Consider the following 15,800-nt stretch of genomic DNA (forward strand, 5'->3'; position numbering starts at 1 on the left):
CGGCTGCCCCCGCCGGGGGACCTGCGGGGGCGGTCAGCCCTGCGCGGCCGCCTTCGCCAGCCGGATCAGCTCGTCGAAGTCGATGGCTCCCGGGTCGCCGTGGTCGTTCTCCGGCACGTGCATGTGCCCGCACACGCCCTTGAAGGCGTTCCAGCGCGCCCCGCTCATCCGCTGCCCGGCCCCGTTCCCGTAGGACTTCGGGTACGCCGGCCACAGCGCCGGGCCACGCAGCGGTACGTCGTGCTCCTCGTACGCCCAGGCCAGGAAGCGGGCGAGTCCGCGGAGCGCCCACTCCGGCGCCTTCGGCCAGTAGACGTGGGCCTTCCCGCTCGTCTGCCACTTGGTGTGCGTCTCGGGGTCGCAGGTGCCGACCAGCTCCACCTGGCAGACGTTCAGCGTGTTGGTCTCCACCCCGCCGGGCCTGTTGCGCAGGGCGCGGGAGGAGACGTCGATGTCGAAGTGCTGGTACCACGTCAGCTTCTTCGCCGCGAGGTCGGGCACCGCCGTGAGGTTGGGTGCGGAGGCGCCGCCCTGGTAGCCGGGCAGCGAGCGGCCCTCGGTGGTGTGCAGGACGACGACGTTGACCTCCATCCGGTCGCCGCCGAAGTCGTCCTGGTACCAGTGGTCACGGTGTGCGCCGGGGTAGTGCTGCGGTCCGGTCCTGGTCATGGCGCCTCCTCGGTCACGATCCCCGGCCGCGTCGGCGGGGGCGCCCTGATGAACGACCGACACCCGCGACCGTCGCGCGCCCGGCGGCCCCGCACCTGTGTCCGGGGCCGTCCTGCCCTCGCGCCCCGCCCCGCCGGGCGCCCGGGCCCCGCCCCGCACCGGCGTCCGCGCCGAGCACGGGCACGTGCCGCGTCCACGCCCGGACCTGCGGGCACGTCCCGGTCCCCGCCCGCTCCGGCGCCGCGGCCCGTGCCGGCGTCCCGTCCGCGCCGGCGCCCACCCGCCCCGTGCCCGCGCTCCGCGCGCCGGTGCCCGCCCCGCGCCCGCGCCCCGAGCGCTCGAGTCCACTCCACGCCCCGCCTCGCGCACACCCGGTCCCCGTATCCGCGTATCCGCACCCCCCCCGCCCCCTGGCCACCGCATCCGCACCCCGCTCGCGTCCGCGTCCGGACATGCCGAGCGCCCGCCCTCCCACGGGGGAGTGGAGGACGGGCGCGCTCAGGGTGCGTGGCGTCGGTGACGCGTCACGCGTTCTTGATGGCCGAGATGTCGAAGTTCAGCTTGATCTTGTCGGAGACCAGGACGCCGCCGGTCTCCAGTGCCGCGTTCCAGGTCAGACCCCACTCGGAGCGCAGGATCTCCGCCTTGCCCTCGAAGCCGACGCGCTCGTTGCCGAACGGGTCCTTGGCGGAGCCGTTGAACTCCAGGTCGATGGTGAGCGGCTTGGTGATGCCGAGGATGCTCAGGTCGCCGGTGATGCGGTAGTCGTCGCCGCCCAGGGCCTCCGCGCCGGTCGAGCGGAAGGTCATCGTCGGGAACTCGTCGGTCTTGAAGAAGTCCGCGGTCCTGAGGTGGTTGTCGCGGTCGGCGGACCCGGTGTCGACGCTCTGCATCACGACGTCGATGGTGGCGGTGGACCTGGCCGGGGCGGCGCCGTCGAGGTGCAGCGAGCCGGTGAACTCGTTGAACTTGCCCTTGACGTTGGTGACCATCGCGTGCCGGGCGACGAACCCGATGGTCGAGTGCGCCGGGTCGATCGTGTAGTCGCCGGTCAGGGCGGCGAGGTCCGGGTTCACGGCGGCGGGGGCCGTCGTCGCGGTGGTCTCGTCGGTGTTCTTGCGGCCGAAGATGCCCATGTCGTGCTCCTTGGGGACGGATCGATCAACGGATCGATGAAACGGGCGGTGATGTTGAATGTTCAACGAAGCTTTCAACAAGGCAGACCGTAGACCTATTCCGTTCAACTTTCAACTTCATTCGCGCATGTCTTCCGGATGCCCTTCCATCGTCGCGCGGGGGTGCCCTCCCAGGGTCTCGTGCGCCCCCTCGTCACTCCACTGGGCGGCGCCCGTCGGGCGATGATGTGAAGTTGGTCTCACCTTCACTCTTTGTGCGACCCCCACAAGTGGTACGGGCCCTGAGCAGTCGGAACGCCTGCACGCCGACACGGTTCTGTTCAGGGGTACCAGGAAAACGCGCCGGAGACTGTACGGAGTCGACGTCTCACTTTCCTTGATGGTCTTCGTAAGGTCACTACATGACCGTTTTGGAAGAGACGACCGGTGAGCCGACCGCCGAGCCCACGGACGCGCGCGGGCGTGTCGCCGAGCTGCACGAGATCCGTGCGCAGGCGCTGGCCGGGCCGAGCGAGAAGGCGACCCAGGCGCAGCACGCCAAGGGCAAGCTGACCGCCCGGGAGCGGATCGAGCTGCTGCTGGACCCGGGGTCCTTCCAGGAGGTGGAGCAACTGCGCCGGCACCGGGCCACCGGTTTCGGCCTGGAGGCCAAGAAGCCGTACACCGACGGTGTCATCACCGGCTGGGGCACGGTGGAGGGCCGTACGGTCTTCGTCTACGCCCACGACTTCCGCATCTTCGGCGGTGCGCTGGGCGAGGCCCACGCCACCAAGATCCACAAGATCATGGACATGGCCATCGCGGCCGGTGCCCCGCTGGTGTCGCTGAACGACGGCGCCGGCGCCCGCATCCAGGAGGGCGTCTCCGCGCTCGCCGGCTACGGCGGCATCTTCCAGCGCAACACCCGGGCGTCCGGCGTGATCCCGCAGATCAGCGTGATGCTCGGCCCGTGCGCGGGCGGCGCGGCCTACAGCCCCGCCCTCACCGACTTCGTCTTCATGGTCCGCGAGACCTCGCAGATGTTCATCACCGGCCCCGACGTGGTCAAGGCCGTGACCGGCGAGGAGATCACGCAGAACGGCCTCGGCGGCGCCGACGTGCACGCCGAGACCTCCGGCGTCTGCCACTTCGCCTACGACGACGAGGAGACCTGCATCGCGGAGGTGCGCTACCTCCTCTCCCTCCTCCCGCAGAACAACCGCGAGAACCCGCCGCGCGTCGAGTGCTCCGACCCGGCCGACCGCCGCAGCGACGCCCTGCTCGACCTGGTCCCCGCGGACGGCAACCGGCCGTACGACATGACCAAGGTCATCGAGGAGCTCGTCGACGACGGCGAGTACCTGGAGGTCCACGAGCGCTGGGCGCGCAACATCATCTGCGCCCTGGCCCGCCTCGACGGCCAGGCCGTCGGCATCGTCGCCAACCAGCCGCAGAGCCTCGCCGGCGTCCTCGACATCGAGGCCAGCGAGAAGGCCGCCCGCTTCGTGCAGATGTGCGACGCCTTCAACATCCCGATCATCACTCTTCTGGACGTACCCGGCTTCCTGCCCGGCGTCGACCAGGAGCACGGTGGGATCATCCGCCACGGCGCGAAGCTCCTCTACGCCTACTGCAACGCGACCGTGCCCCGGATCTCCCTGATCCTGCGCAAGGCGTACGGAGGTGCCTACATCGTCATGGACAGCCAGTCCATCGGGGCCGACCTCACGTTCGCCTGGCCGACCAACGAGATCGCCGTCATGGGCGCCGAGGGTGCCGCCAACGTCATCTTCCGCCGCCAGATCGCCGAGGCCGAGGACTCCGAGGCCATGCGGGCCCGCATGGTCAAGGAGTACAAGTCCGAGCTCATGCACCCGTACTACGCCGCCGAGCGCGGCCTCGTCGACGACGTCATCGACCCCGCCGAAACCCGCGAGATCCTCATCAGGTCCCTGGCGATGCTGCACACCAAGCACGCCGACCTGCCCTCACGCAAGCACGGCAACCCCCCGCAGTAACCCAGCGGACTTTCCGCGCCACCCTTGCGGAAACCTCTCTCACGGAGACTGACATCCATGACCACGCCTGACATCCGCGTCGAGAAGGGCCACGCCGAGCCCGAGGAGGTCGCCGCCCTCACGGCGATCCTGCTGGCCCGTGCCGCCTCCCGTTCCTCCGAGCCCACCCAGGCCCACCACCACCGCCGCCTCAAGGCCGGCTGGCGCCGCCTCGAGCGCGAGGGCGGCTTCCGCGCCCCGCACAGCTGGCGCTGACCGCCCGGCAAGCACGACGAAGGCCCCGACGCCCCACGGGCGGCCGGGGCCTTCGCGCGTGTCGGGGCAGGAGCCGGAGGGGCCGCGGTGCGACGACGCGGGGCGAGCGGGCCCACCGCGAGGGCTTCCGGCCACTCCCGCCGGCCCCTGGCCCCTGGCCCCCGGCCCCCGGCCCCCAGCCCCGGCTCCTGGCCCCCGGTGACCGGTCACGCGAAAAGGCCCCCGCGCCTCCCCGAGGAGGGGCGCGGGGGCCTTTTCACGGAAGTCCTACCGCAGGCGCGCCATGAGCGCGTGCTCCACCAGCGTGATCAGCGCCGACTTGGCGTCCGCGCGGTGGCGGGCGTCCGTCGTGATGATCGGGGTGTCGGGGCCGATCTGGAGGGCCTCGCGCACCTCGTCCGGCTGGTACGGCTGGTTGCCGTCGAAGCCGTTGAGGGCGATCACGAAGGGGAGACCCGAGTTCTCGAAGTAGTCGACCGCGGGGAAGCAGTCGGCGAGACGGCGGGTGTCCACCAGGACGATCGCGCCGATGGCGCCGCGCACCAGGTCGTCCCACATGAACCAGAAGCGGTCCTGACCCGGCGTACCGAAGAGGTACAGGATCAGGTCCTGGTCCAGCGTGATGCGTCCGAAGTCCATGGCGACCGTCGTGGTCTTCTTGTCCCCGGTGTGGGTGAGGTCGTCGATGCCTGCCGAAGCAGACGTCATGACGGCCTCGGTACGCAGCGGGTTGATCTCCGAGACGGCCCCGACGAACGTGGTCTTGCCCACGCCGAAGCCACCCGCCACCACGATCTTCGCCGAGGTGGTGGAGCGGGAAGGACCGCCGCTAGAGCTTGCGAAGTCCACTGAGCACCCTTTCGAGCAGTGTCACGTCTGGCTGGCCGCCGGCGCTCTCGTCGCCGCCGGGCTGATGGATGGCGACCAGTCCCGCCTCCGCCAAGTCGGCGACGAGGATCCTGGCCACACCGAGAGGGATCGTCAGGAGGGCCGAGATCTCGGCCACCGACTTGATCTCCCGGCAGAGGGTGCAGATCCGCTGATGCTCGGGCAGCTGCCCCTGCATCTGGTGCGGAGCCGCGGTGGTGTGCACCAGTGCCTCGATGGCGAGCTGGTACCGCGGGCGAGTCCGGCCGCCGGTCATGGCGTACGGACGCACCAAAGGATTGTGCGCCCCCCCGGCGGGCGCCGGTTCGGGGGTGTGGCGCTGCGGCTGCACGGGCTGGATGTGCGGCTGGTGCGGCTGGTCGTACGGCGACGGTCCGGGGCCCTGCGGACCCTGGGGCGCGTACGGCTGACGCTGGTTCGGGGCGGAGGGGAAGGCGTAACGGTTCGGGTTCTGCGAACCGTCGCCCTGGCCCTGGACAGGGCCGTACGACCAGTTACCCGCATGGGAACCGTCTGGGGGTGTTGCCACTTTCTCTCCTCCTCCGACTGTGCCTGGCACCCATCACGTGGAAGCCGCGTCCCGAAACCCTACGGCCTCGGGACGCCAAAACGCACCGTCCGTCTGTTAGTTGAGAAGGCTCCCTTGGAGCTCCGCACGAAGGTCGGGCGTCAGGACCGTACCTGCGCGGTCCACCAGAAGGGCCATCTCGTACCCGATGAGGCCGATGTCCGCCTCGGGGTGGGCGAGGACCGCCAGCGACGAACCGTCGGAGATGGACATGAGGAACAGGAATCCCCGCTCCATCTCCACAACCGTCTGGTTCACGCTGCCTCCCTCGAAGATCCGGGAGGCGCCTGCCGTCAGCGACGTCAGACCGGAGGCGACGGCCGCGAGCTGGTCGGCACGGTCGCGGGGGAAGCCTTCGGACATCGCCAGAAGGAGTCCGTCGGCGGAGACCACCACCGTGTGGGACACCCCCGGGGTGTTGTCCACGAAGTTGGTGATCAACCAGTTCAGGTTCTGTGCCGCCTGGCTCATCGGGCTCACACTAACGCTCCTGGTTGTAGGTGCTGTCAGGACCACTGTGCTGGTTTCTGGCCTGACCGTTCGGTTCACTTCCTGCGTTGCGTCCGCGCTGAACGCCTCGACGCAGGTTGCTCAACCTGCCTCGGACGTCCTCCGGGGCGCGGGAGACCTGGGGGCCTCCCTGGGGGGTGCTCTCGGCGGTGCCCTCGACCAGATTGGCCTTGGGCACCCGTCGCGGCAGACCGGAGGAGGTGACTCCGCCCGCCTTCGGCTTCTTCAGCTGGGCGGCCTGCTGCCAGCGCTCGTCGTTCGCCGAACGCCAGTCGGCGGGGCCGTCCGCGACGGGGGCCGGCGCTTCCTGGGCCACGGACCGCGCACCGTCGGCACCGCTCGCCGCGGGGGATCCGCGGCGGGGCAGTCCGGAGTCGGTCAGTTCGTGGGCGGCGGGGGCCGGTCCCGGACGGTCGAAGCCTACGCCGTCCTGCTCACCGGCGTCAGCGGCCTGCGCGGATTCCGCTTGCGGAGCGTACTGGTCCGGGTAGCCGTTCTGATAACTGTTCTGCTGCGGCCAGTCGTCCTGGTAGGGCTGCTCCTCGTACGACGGGAAGCCCTCCTGCGCGGCCTGCCGTTCCGGCGCCCGCTCCTCCTGGGCGGCCTCCGCATACGCGGGGTCGGGGTAGCCGCCGTGCTGCCCGAAGGCACCGTTCTGCGACCCCGTGCCGCCCGCCGGGAAGGCCTCGCCCTGCGGCACACCGCCGTTGGACGTGCCGTACGGGTCCTCGTACGCCGTCTGCTGCCGCTCCTCGTACGCCGTCTGCCGGTCGTACGCCGGCGACTGGTCGGCATAGCCGGTCGTGCCGTTGTCGTAGCCGTTCTGCGCCGGGGCGTAGCCGTCGGGGGAGGCGTCGAACGCGGGCTGCTGCTGCGGCTGGTCGAAACCGTCGCCGTACGCGGGCGTCGCGGCGGACTGCTGCCGGTCGGACTCTTCCGGCGCCGGGGAGTCCAGGGCCGCCCGGCGTTCGTCGCGCATCAGGGAGCGGCCGACCGGGTCCAGGTCGCGCGGGTCGTCGGGGACCTCCGCGTACTGGCTGTCGTCGAAGCCCAGCTCGGCCGCCGTGCGCAGCGGCTGGTGGTTGAAGTCCTCACCCGGGAACCGCTGCTCCGGGATGATCTGCGAGACGGTGAAGTCCGTGCGCTCGGGCTGCTCGCCACCGCCACCGTGGGTGATCGCGTCGGGCAGCATGACCAGCGAGGTGGTGCCGGCCTGCTCGCCCGAGGGGCGCAGCTGGACCCGGATGCCGTGCCGGTCGGACAGCCGGCCGACCACGAACAGGCCCATGCGCTGCGAGATCGCGGCGTCCACGGTCGGCGGGTTGGCCAGCTTGTGGTTGATGTCCGCGAAGTCCTCGGCGGTGAGACCGATGCCCTTGTCGTGGATCTCGATCATCACCCGGCCGTCGGGCAGACGGGTCGCGGTGACCCGGACCTTGGTCTGGGGGGAGGAGAACGTGGTGGCGTTCTCGAGGAGCTCGGCCAGCAGGTGCACGAGGTCGGTCACGGCACGGCCGTGGATCTCGGCCTCCGGTACGCCCGACAGCTCGATGCGCTCGTACTGCTCCACCTCGGAGGAGGCGGCGCGCAGCACGTCGACCAGCGGGACGGGCTGGTCCCAGCGGCGGCCCGGCTCCTCGCCGGCGAGGACCAGGAGGTTCTCGCCGTTGCGGCGCATACGGGTCGCGAGGTGGTCCAGGCGGAAGAGGTTCTCCAGCTGGTCCGGGTCGGCCTCGTTGTTCTCCAGATCGGTGATCAGGGTGAGCTGGCCCTCGATCAGGGACTGGTTGCGGCGCGAGAGGTTGGTGAAGATCGCGTTGATGTTGCCCCGCAGCAGGGCCTGCTCGGCGGCGAGCCGGACGGCCTCACGGTGGACCTGGTCGAAGGCGCGGGCGACCTCGCCGATCTCGTCCGTGGTGCTGATCGGGATCGGCGTGACCCGGGTGTCGACCCGGCCGGGGTCGGTCCGCGAGAGCTGGTCGACCAGCATCGGCAGCCGCTGCTCGGCGATGCCGAAGGCGGCGTTGCGCAGCTGGCGCATGGAGCGGCTCATCTGGCGGGCCACCATGCCGGCCAGGATGAACGCGGCGAGCAGGGCGATCACGACGGCGGCGCCGGTGATGATCGCGGACTGCTTGGCGTCGTCGGCGATCTGGGCGGCCTCGCTCACCGCCTTGTCGGTCAGGTCCGTCTCGATCTTCAGGTACGCGTTGTACTTGAGGGTGTTGACCGCCCACCAGTTCTCCGCGGTGACGCCGTTCGCCGCGATCGCCTGGCGGTCGCTCGCGTCCGTGGACGGCAGCGTCGCGATGGCCGCGATCATGTCGGTGGGGTCGGACGGCGGGGCCACGTAGTCCGAGTCCTCGGCCTCGGCCTCCTTGGCCATGGCCGCGCCGTCCGTCTTGATCTGCGCCTTCGCCTCTTCGAGCTTCTGCGCGTCGGCGGCGGTGCCACCGCCGGTGTACTCCTCGAGGGCGATGCGCTCGAGGTAGGCGTACGAGGAGAGGGCGACCTTCTGGCTGGCGAAACTGGTCTTGTTGGGACCGGGCTTGACCAGCAGGTGCATGCCGATGGAGCGCTCCAGCGACAGCGCCGCCTTGGTGAGCGAGATCGCGTAGACCGTACGGCCGTAGCTGGTGATGTTTCCGGTGCCCAGACCGAGCTCGTTCGCGAACTCCATCAAGGGGTGCGCGATCGTGGTGTAGCCCTCTTCGGTCATGACGCCGGTGAGCTTGGGGGAGACGTAGGCGCCGGCCCGCAGCGTCTGGAGCGAGGGTTCCTCGTCGCGGAACAGCTGCAGACGGCGCTGGAGACCGGCCTTCTGCGGCATGTTCTGCGCGGCCTGGTCGAAGGCGTCGGCGGCCTGGTCCGTCTTCTTGCGGGCGTCGGTGACGACGTCCTTGTCCTTGTTCAGCAGCAGCGGCGCGGCGCTGACGTCGCGCTCGTTGTAGAGGGCGTCGGCGTAGAGCAGGGAGGCCCGCACCAGTTGCGCGGTCTTCTGCGCGTCCTCCGCCTCCTGCCAGGTGTCGATCGAGCTCTTCACCTGGAAGCCGCCCATGACGAGGCCGACCAGCACGGGTATGAGCAGGATCGCGTTCAGTCTGGTGGGCACCCGCCAGTTGCGCGGGGAGAGGCGGCCGCCGCTCTTGGCGGGTGCGGCCGACAGCTCCGAGCCGGGCACAGGGGCGGGCGCCGCTCCGCGCGGCGGCGGGGTGAAGTTGCCCCGGGCCGCCGGCTCGGGACTTTTCTTGCTTCGCCTCACTCGACCAACAACCTCTCGGCGGTCGGCACCTTCGTCGTGCCGCAGTGTCTCAGAGCCCGGTCAGCCATCGACCATGAGTACGTCATTGACTATTGGGCAGTTCAGGCATTCCAGCACGACGACCAGTGCAGTTCCAAACATGGAGAAGTACCGGTTCGCTGTGATGTAAGCCCTAGATAAAACGGTCAAAAAGAGCGAGCCCCGCCAAATGGCGGGGCCCTCGTGTGCGCAGTGACACCAAGCGACCGCGACGCGTTGCGGTATCACCCGATTCCTCTGCCGAAACGTTATGAACACCGAGCCGGCCGTGTCCAAGTCCACAGCCGGCTCCGGAACGCCTACGACAACCGGCGTACGGCGCTGGATACAGGGGTCCTGCCTAGCGCAGGCGGGCCATGAGCGCGTGCTCCACCAGCGTGATCAGCGCCGACTTGGCATCCGAACGATGCCGGGCGTCGGTCGTGATGATCGGGGTGTCCGGCCCGATCTGCAGGGCCTCGCGGACCTCCTCCGGCTGGTACGGCTGCTGACCGTCGAAGCCGTTGAGGGCGACGACGAACGGCAGACCCGAGTTCTCGAAGTAGTCGACCGCGGGGAAGCAGTCGGCCAGCCGGCGGGTGTCCACCAGCACCACCGCGCCGATGGCACCGCGCACCAGGTCGTCCCACATGAACCAGAAGCGGTCCTGACCCGGCGTACCGAACAGGTACAGGATCAGGTCCTGGTCGAGCGTGATACGTCCGAAGTCCATGGCCACCGTGGTGGTGGTCTTGTCCCCGGTGTGGGTCAGGTCGTCGATGCCCGCGCTCGCGGACGTCATCACGGCCTCCGTGCGCAGCGGGTTGATCTCGGAGACGGCGCCCACGAACGTGGTCTTGCCCACGCCGAAGCCACCCGCCACCACGATCTTCGCGGAGGTGGTGGCCCGCCCTCCGTCAGAGCTTGCGAAGTCCACTGAGCACCCTTTCGAGCAGCGTCACGTCAGGTGCGCCACCGTTGTTCTCGTCGCCGCCCGGCTGGTGAATGGCCACCAGTCCGGCTTCGGCGAGGTCCGCCACGAGGATCCGAGCCACACCCAGCGGCATGGCGAGGAGCGCCGAGACCTCTGCGACCGACTTCACCTCACGGCAGAGGTGGCAGATGCGCTGGTGCTCGGGGAGCAGCCCCATGAGCGCTGCCGGGTCGGCCGTCGTGCTGATCAGCGCCTCGATGGCGAGCTGGTAGCGCGGCCGGGTCCGGCCGCCGGTCATCGCGTACGGACGAACCAGCGGCTGGTCGCCCTCGTCCCCGTACGGCTCCGCGTACGGATCATGAGAGGCGGTGGGCGGGGTCATGAATCCTCCGGGCGGGACAGCAAGTCTCGGTCAGTCGTGCCGTCCGTCGAGGCCGGTGGGGGGATTGTGTCGGCCGGACGGTGATTTCGTGAGGCGGGTGGTACCTGGGCGGGTCAGTGGAGCAGACTGCCCTGTAGTTCGGCGCGCAGGTCGGGCGTCAGCACCGCGCCCGCGCGGTCGACCAGGAGCGCCATCTCGTAGCCGACGAGGCCGATGTCGCACTCGGGGTGCGCGAGCACGGCGAGGGACGAGCCGTCCGAGACGGACATGAGGAAGAGGAAACCCCGCTCCATCTCGACGACCGTCTGCGCGACGCTGCCGCCCTCGAAGATCCGGGAGGCGCCCGCCGTCAGCGAGGTGAGGCCCGACGCGACGGCCGCCAACTGGTCGGCACGGTCGCGCGGGAATCCCTCGGACATGGCGAGCAGGAGCCCGTCGGCGGACACGACAACGGTGTGGGACACCCCGGGGGTGTTGTCCACGAAGTTGGTGATCAACCAGTTCAGATTCTGTGCCGCCTGGCTCATCTGGCTCAACTAACGCTCCTGCTGGTGAGTGGGGCTGGGGAAGCTGCCGGTCTGCTGGCCGTTGCCGGCCTGCCGACCCTGTGCGATGCCCCGACGGAGATTGGTCAGCCGTCCGCGTACGTCGTCAGGCGCACGCGAGACCTGCGGACCGGTTTGGTGCTGTTGCTGCTGAGCCGTGCCCGGGACGAGGTTCGCCCTGGGCACCCGGCGCGGCAGGCCGGAAGTGGTGACGCCGCCCGCGGCGGGCTGCCGGACGCGCTCGGCCTGACGGACGAGTTCGTCGTTCGGCGAGGTGCGCCAGGAGGCGCCGGTCGCCGCGGGACGTTGGGGAGCAGCCGGAGCCTGCGGCTGCTGTTGCTGCGGCGTGGGGGCCGAGCCGTTGCCGTTTCCGCCTGCCTGCTGTCCGTGGAACCAGTTGGTCTCCAGTGTGTCGAACAGCGGGGTACGGCCGTCCCCCGGACCGGCCGGCGGCAGGGCCTCCGGCTCGGGGCGGGCGGCGGGGCGCGGCGCGACGGGCTGCTGCTGCGGATAGCCGTAGCCGCCGCCGTCGCCGTTCTGGGGGCGGTCGAACTGGCCCGTGGACGAGGGGTCCTGGCGGCCGGGCAGCGCGTGCTGGCCGGTGCCGGAACCGTCCTGGCCGGGGACCGGGAACTGACCGGTGCCCGAACCGTCGTGGCCCGGGGCCGGGTACTGACCGGTGGAGCCGTTGTCGTAGGCCTGCGGAGCGGCGAACCGGCCCGGACCCGCCTGCGCGTTCTGTCCGCCGGGCGTGCCGAAGACGTCGTTGCGGACGAAGCCGTCCTGCCGTCCGTCCGCGCCCGGGACCGGGAACTGGCCCGTGTCCTGGGCGCCGTTCAGGCCGGTGTACTGGCCCATGTCCTGGTACTGACCGGTGTGCTGCGGGCCGCTCGTGCCGGGGCGCGCGAAGTCCGCGGGGCCGGCCGGACCCTGGCGCTCGTCGATGCGCGGGATCTCGGCGGTGGAGCCGGGACCCTGGCGGTCGTCGATGCGCGGCATCCGCGAGGTCTGCGCGACGTCGGGCTCGTCGTGGCCGCGCGGGGCGTCCAGCGGAGTGCGCCCGACCGGCGGCTGGGCGTTCTCGTCGCCCCAGCTGGTGCCGCGAGGCTGCTGGTTGCCGCCCGGCAGCTCGGCGCGCGCACCGCCGCGCGGCGGCAGCTGCGGCTGACGACCACGGCCGCGACCGCCCTGCTCACCGCGGTTGTCGTTCTGGCGCGGTGCGGGCGGACGCCCGGCACCGAACAGGTCCTGGCCCTGGCCCGGCGTACCGGCACCGGCCGCCTGGAGACCCTGCGGCGCACCCGGGGTCTGGCCGCCGAAGCCGGCGCCGGCCGGAGCCGGGCGGCCCTGCGGGGGCGAGGACGGACCCTGCGGCCCGCGCGGCGCGCCGGGACGGCCACCGCCGTCACGGCCGGGCAGCGCGGCCCGGGGACCCTGACCGGCGGCGAGCCGGCCGCCCGTGCCCGAGCCGGCGCCGAGGGCACCGCCGCCCGGCGCACCGGCACCGAGGGCACCGCCCTGGCCGTTCTGACGACGGGCCGCGGCGGCACCGGCGGCGGCCTGCGCGGCGGCGGGACCGCCGGACAAGCCGCCCTGACCGGGCTTGGGCTGCGGCTTCTTGCCGCCCTGGGCGACGTCCACGGGCAGCATGACCAGCGCGGTCGTACCACCGGAGTCGGACGGCCGGAGCTGGATGCGGATGCCGTGCCGCTGCGACAGGCGGCCGACCACGAAGAGGCCCATGCGCCGGGAGACGGAGACGTCCACGGTGGGCGGCGACGCGAGCCGCTCATTGATCGCGGCGAGGTCCTCGGGGGAGAGGCCGATGCCGGTGTCGTGGATCTCGATCAGGACGCGGCCGTCGGGCAGCGCGTGACCGGTGACCTTGACCTTGGTCTGCGGGGAGGAGAACGAGGTCGCGTTCTCGAGCAGCTCGGCGAGGAGGTGCACGAGGTCGTTGACGACGCGGCCGGCCACTTCGGTGGTCGGCACGGAGGACAGCTCGATGCGCTCGTACTGCTCCACCTCGGAGGCGGCGGCACGGAGCACGTCGACCAGCGGGACCGGGCGGGTCCAGCGGCGGCCGGGCTCCTCACCCGCGAGGACGAGGAGGTTCTCGCCGTTACGGCGCATGCGGGTCGCGAGGTGGTCGAGCTTGAAGAGCGAGGACAGCTGGTCCGGGTCGGCCTCGCGCGACTCCAGTTCGGAGATCAGCGACAGCTGACGCTGGATGAGGCCCTGGGAGCGGCGCGAGAGGTTGGTGAACATCGCGTTGACGTTGCCCCGCAGAAGGGCCTGCTCGGCGGCGAGGCGGACGGCCTCGCGGTGCACGTCGTCGAAGGCCGCGGCCACCTGGCCGATCTCGTCCCGGGAGTGCACACCGACCGACTCCACGGACGTGTCGACGTCCTGCGGGTCGGACTCGGACAGCTGCTTGACCAGCTCGGGCAGCCGGTCCTGGGCGACCTTGGTGGCCGTCTCCTGGAGCCGGCGCAGCGAGCGGATCATGGACCGGGCGACGACGAACGCGCCGACCAGCGACACACCGAGCACCAGCAGGATCAGCGCACCGGAGATGATCGCCTCGCGCTCGGACTCGGCGCGCAGCTCACGGGCCTTCTGCTCCATGTCCTCGAGCAGCGTGGTCTCGATGTTGTTCATCTGCCGGATCTTGGTCGTGCTGGCGTCGAACCAGTCCTGGTACGACCGCTTGTCCAGTGACCGCAGACCGGTGGGGGAGCTGAGCGCACGCGTGGCGTACGTGTCGGCGTCCTCGATGGTCGGGCTGCCCTGCTCGACGGGCTGGAGCAGCACCTCGGCGCCCTCGTCGCCGTAGATGCTGCGGAAGCTGGCGAGTTCGGAGTCCTGGTTCTCCAGGGCGGCCTCGGCGTACTGCCGGTCGTTCTCCGATATCTCGCCGTAGACGTCGTCGTTGACCGGCAGCGCGGCCGCGAGGACGGCGCGCTGGACGGAGGCGTACTCCTTGGCGGCGGAGAAGGCGGACAGCGCGCGGGTGCGCTGGATCATCTCCGGGTTGCTGGTGGCCTGCGCCATGTCCTGCGAGAGGTCGAGCAGGTGGGTGATGAGGCGGTGGTAGGCCTCCACCGTCTGGGTGGAGTTCTTCTGCTCCGCGAAGGCCGTCTTGCGGACCTTCGCGAGGTTGCCGAGGTCGCTGAGGAGACCCACGAGGCTGTCGCGGACACCCTGGAGGTTGCCGTCCGTGCTGGAGGCGTCGATCTCCTCGGAGGCGTCCTTGAAGGCGTCCAGCGACTGGTCGGTCTTCTCGCGGGCGCCCTTGACCGTGAAGTCGGCCGCGGTCTTGCCGTGGGCGAGCGGACCGGCGGACTTGTCGCGCTCGTCCTGGAGCCGGATGGCCAGCTCGGTCGCCTGCTTGGTCATGTCCGTCAGCAGCTTCATGTTGTCGAGCTGCTGGATGTCGTCCATGGACTGGTTGATGCGGAGCGTGCCCAGCGTGGTGGCCGCGACCACGGGCAGCGTCAGCAGCGCGACCAGACGCGTGGAGATGCGCCAGTTGCGCAGGGCCACACGCGGTCCGGGGCCGGGGGTGCCGGCCGGCGGCTTGACCGTGGGGGCCGGGGTGCTCGGCGACGCGGACGCGCCGGGGCGCCCGGGGCGCTCACCGCCGTCACCGGACGGGGCCGGGCCCGGGTTCTGGGCGTGCTGGGGCGAGGAGCTGCCGGCCATCGGGCCAGTCCCGCCGTGCGGCTCCGGCTCGGCCGAAGCACTGCCATCCCTCTTGAAACGTCCCTGCACTAGCGTCGCAACCTCTGGACCAGGCGTCCCTCCGCGTGAACGGAAGGACGGTGTCGGCGTCTTGAGGGGCGCCCTGAATACGCCCCCCGATTGGTCGTGAGTACCGGCGCTGGCTCCCCCTTCCAGCCGCCGCTCGGCGCTGCTGTGCGCCCTGCGCGCCGGCTCGTTCCCGCGGCGGTCCGTGGAATTCCAGCACAGTGCAGGATCTCCAACAAGGCTTGTTGGCCGGGCTGTGACATCCGTGACAGCCGGTGAGTGGTGGATCACCGGTCGTAGAAAGTGATCCTGGGCAATTCACGCACAAAGGGGCGAACGGTCGGGTCGTGAGAGGTGTCCCAGTCGCCATGATCAGGAGCGGAATGAGAGCTTCAGGGGGAGAATGTCCGTTTCGTAGCGGTCGCTCAAGAGCCTGGATTGACCGGTTTGAGCGCTGATTCGTGAGCAAACTCACACGCTGATCATGGGACCTCCACGCGTTCTCCGGGAATCGCGTGTTTAGCCTGACGCTTTACAGAGATGGCAAATCCGACAAGACGCGCTCACGGAGGCTCCCCGGCCGTCCGGCGCCCGACAGGACAGGGCTCACCACAACAGTGAAGACGACGACGATGTTCCACAAGATCGCCAACCCGCGGCGCACGACGCTGGCGCACCTCAAGGACGCCGACGAACTGCGGCTCCCGGAGCAGCAGGAGCACTCCGTCGACCTTCCGGCCCAGACCGCCAACCCCAGGCGCACCGTCCTCGTCGAGGTCCCCGTGACCTCCTCCGCCGAGTAGATACGCGCGGCGGCCGCAGCATGTTCAAGGCGGCGGCACCGGATGTCAAGGGCGTCCCCGGCCGGGGGCGCCCTTCCGCGTTA

13 protein-coding genes are annotated in these 15,800 nt (G+C 70.6%); 3 read left to right on the forward strand and 10 right to left on the reverse strand.

What is annotated here, in order from left to right; translation table 11 throughout:
• Positions 1-33: 33 nt before the first annotated feature.
• Together ACH4N1_RS24235 and ACH4N1_RS24240 are read right to left on the reverse strand one after the other, a co-directional pair.
• Positions 34-669 (reverse strand): hypothetical protein, encoded by a 636-nt coding sequence (locus ACH4N1_RS24235; RefSeq protein ID WP_398100014.1) that lies wholly within the window; start codon positions 667-669, stop codon positions 34-36.
• Positions 670-1,193: 524 nt separating this feature from the next.
• Positions 1,194-1,805 carry a YceI family protein gene (locus tag ACH4N1_RS24240; RefSeq protein WP_398100016.1) on the reverse strand — a complete coding sequence of 204 codons (612 nt, stop codon included), beginning with the start codon at positions 1,803-1,805 and terminating at the stop codon, positions 1,194-1,196.
• 401 nt (positions 1,806-2,206) lie between these two features.
• On the opposite strand from ACH4N1_RS24240, the gene ACH4N1_RS24245 reads away from it, so the two are divergent.
• Positions 2,207-3,802 (forward strand): acyl-CoA carboxylase subunit beta, encoded by a 1,596-nt coding sequence (locus ACH4N1_RS24245; RefSeq protein WP_398100018.1) that lies wholly within the window; start codon positions 2,207-2,209, stop codon positions 3,800-3,802.
• 57 nt (positions 3,803-3,859) lie between these two features.
• Positions 3,860-4,057: an acyl-CoA carboxylase subunit epsilon gene (locus ACH4N1_RS24250; protein WP_398100020.1), complete on the forward strand. Its 198-nt coding sequence runs from the start codon at positions 3,860-3,862 to the stop codon at positions 4,055-4,057.
• 267 nt (positions 4,058-4,324) lie between these two features.
• On the opposite strand, the gene ACH4N1_RS24255 is transcribed toward ACH4N1_RS24250, so the two are convergent.
• The 8 genes from ACH4N1_RS24255 to ACH4N1_RS24290 form a co-directional block, all read right to left on the reverse strand.
• Positions 4,325-4,906 (reverse strand): ATP/GTP-binding protein, encoded by a 582-nt coding sequence (locus tag ACH4N1_RS24255; protein ID WP_363092071.1) that lies wholly within the window; start codon positions 4,904-4,906, stop codon positions 4,325-4,327.
• Positions 4,887-5,474 (reverse strand): DUF742 domain-containing protein, encoded by a 588-nt coding sequence (locus tag ACH4N1_RS24260; protein WP_398100022.1) that lies wholly within the window; start codon positions 5,472-5,474, stop codon positions 4,887-4,889. The genes ACH4N1_RS24255 and ACH4N1_RS24260 overlap by 20 nt, the downstream gene beginning before the upstream one ends.
• A gap of 96 nt (positions 5,475-5,570) precedes the next feature.
• Positions 5,571-5,984: a roadblock/LC7 domain-containing protein gene (locus ACH4N1_RS24265; protein ID WP_030948713.1), complete on the reverse strand. Its 414-nt coding sequence runs from the start codon at positions 5,982-5,984 to the stop codon at positions 5,571-5,573.
• 10 nt (positions 5,985-5,994) lie between these two features.
• Positions 5,995-9,285 (reverse strand): nitrate- and nitrite sensing domain-containing protein, encoded by a 3,291-nt coding sequence (locus ACH4N1_RS24270; protein WP_398100024.1) that lies wholly within the window; start codon positions 9,283-9,285, stop codon positions 5,995-5,997.
• Between the two features lie 379 nt (positions 9,286-9,664).
• The gene (locus ACH4N1_RS24275) at positions 9,665-10,240 is read right to left on the reverse strand and encodes an ATP/GTP-binding protein (protein WP_030793795.1); all 576 of its coding nucleotides are present in this window, start codon (positions 10,238-10,240) and stop codon (positions 9,665-9,667) included.
• Positions 10,221-10,619 carry a DUF742 domain-containing protein gene (locus ACH4N1_RS24280; RefSeq protein WP_019058642.1) on the reverse strand — a complete coding sequence of 133 codons (399 nt, stop codon included), beginning with the start codon at positions 10,617-10,619 and terminating at the stop codon, positions 10,221-10,223. Before ACH4N1_RS24280 ends, ACH4N1_RS24275 begins: the two co-directional genes overlap by 20 nt.
• Positions 10,620-10,732: 113 nt before the next feature.
• Positions 10,733-11,146: a roadblock/LC7 domain-containing protein gene (locus tag ACH4N1_RS24285; protein WP_003993189.1), complete on the reverse strand. Its 414-nt coding sequence runs from the start codon at positions 11,144-11,146 to the stop codon at positions 10,733-10,735.
• A gap of 9 nt (positions 11,147-11,155) precedes the next feature.
• Entirely contained in the window at positions 11,156-14,938 is a 3,783-nt protein-coding gene (locus tag ACH4N1_RS24290; RefSeq protein WP_398100027.1) for a nitrate- and nitrite sensing domain-containing protein, read from the reverse strand.
• A gap of 593 nt (positions 14,939-15,531) precedes the next feature.
• On the opposite strand from ACH4N1_RS24290, the gene ACH4N1_RS24295 reads away from it, so the two are divergent.
• A complete protein-coding gene (locus ACH4N1_RS24295) occupies positions 15,532-15,717 on the forward strand; it encodes a hypothetical protein (RefSeq protein ID WP_382793028.1) in 186 nt (61 codons plus the stop codon).
• Positions 15,718-15,800 lie beyond the last annotated feature (83 nt).

Source organism: Streptomyces sp. NPDC017202, assembly GCF_044331705.1.
In the GTDB taxonomy this organism is placed as follows: domain Bacteria; phylum Actinomycetota; class Actinomycetes; order Streptomycetales; family Streptomycetaceae; genus Streptomyces.

What these genes read in the sequence shown, in the direction of transcription:
- ACH4N1_RS24250 (WP_398100020.1), top strand. Translation starts at nt 3,860, where the DNA reads ATGACCACGCCTGACATCCGCGTCGAGAAGGGCCACGCCGAGCCCGAG.
- ACH4N1_RS24265 (WP_030948713.1), bottom strand. Translation starts at nt 5,984, where the DNA reads ATGAGCCAGGCGGCACAGAACCTGAACTGGTTGATCACCAACTTCGTG.
- ACH4N1_RS24245 (WP_398100018.1), top strand. Translation starts at nt 2,207, where the DNA reads ATGACCGTTTTGGAAGAGACGACCGGTGAGCCGACCGCCGAGCCCACG.
- ACH4N1_RS24280 (WP_019058642.1), bottom strand. Translation starts at nt 10,619, where the DNA reads ATGACCCCGCCCACCGCCTCTCATGATCCGTACGCGGAGCCGTACGGG.
- ACH4N1_RS24240 (WP_398100016.1), bottom strand. Translation starts at nt 1,805, where the DNA reads ATGGGCATCTTCGGCCGCAAGAACACCGACGAGACCACCGCGACGACG.
- ACH4N1_RS24285 (WP_003993189.1), bottom strand. Translation starts at nt 11,146, where the DNA reads ATGAGCCAGGCGGCACAGAATCTGAACTGGTTGATCACCAACTTCGTG.
- ACH4N1_RS24235 (WP_398100014.1), bottom strand. Translation starts at nt 669, where the DNA reads ATGACCAGGACCGGACCGCAGCACTACCCCGGCGCACACCGTGACCAC.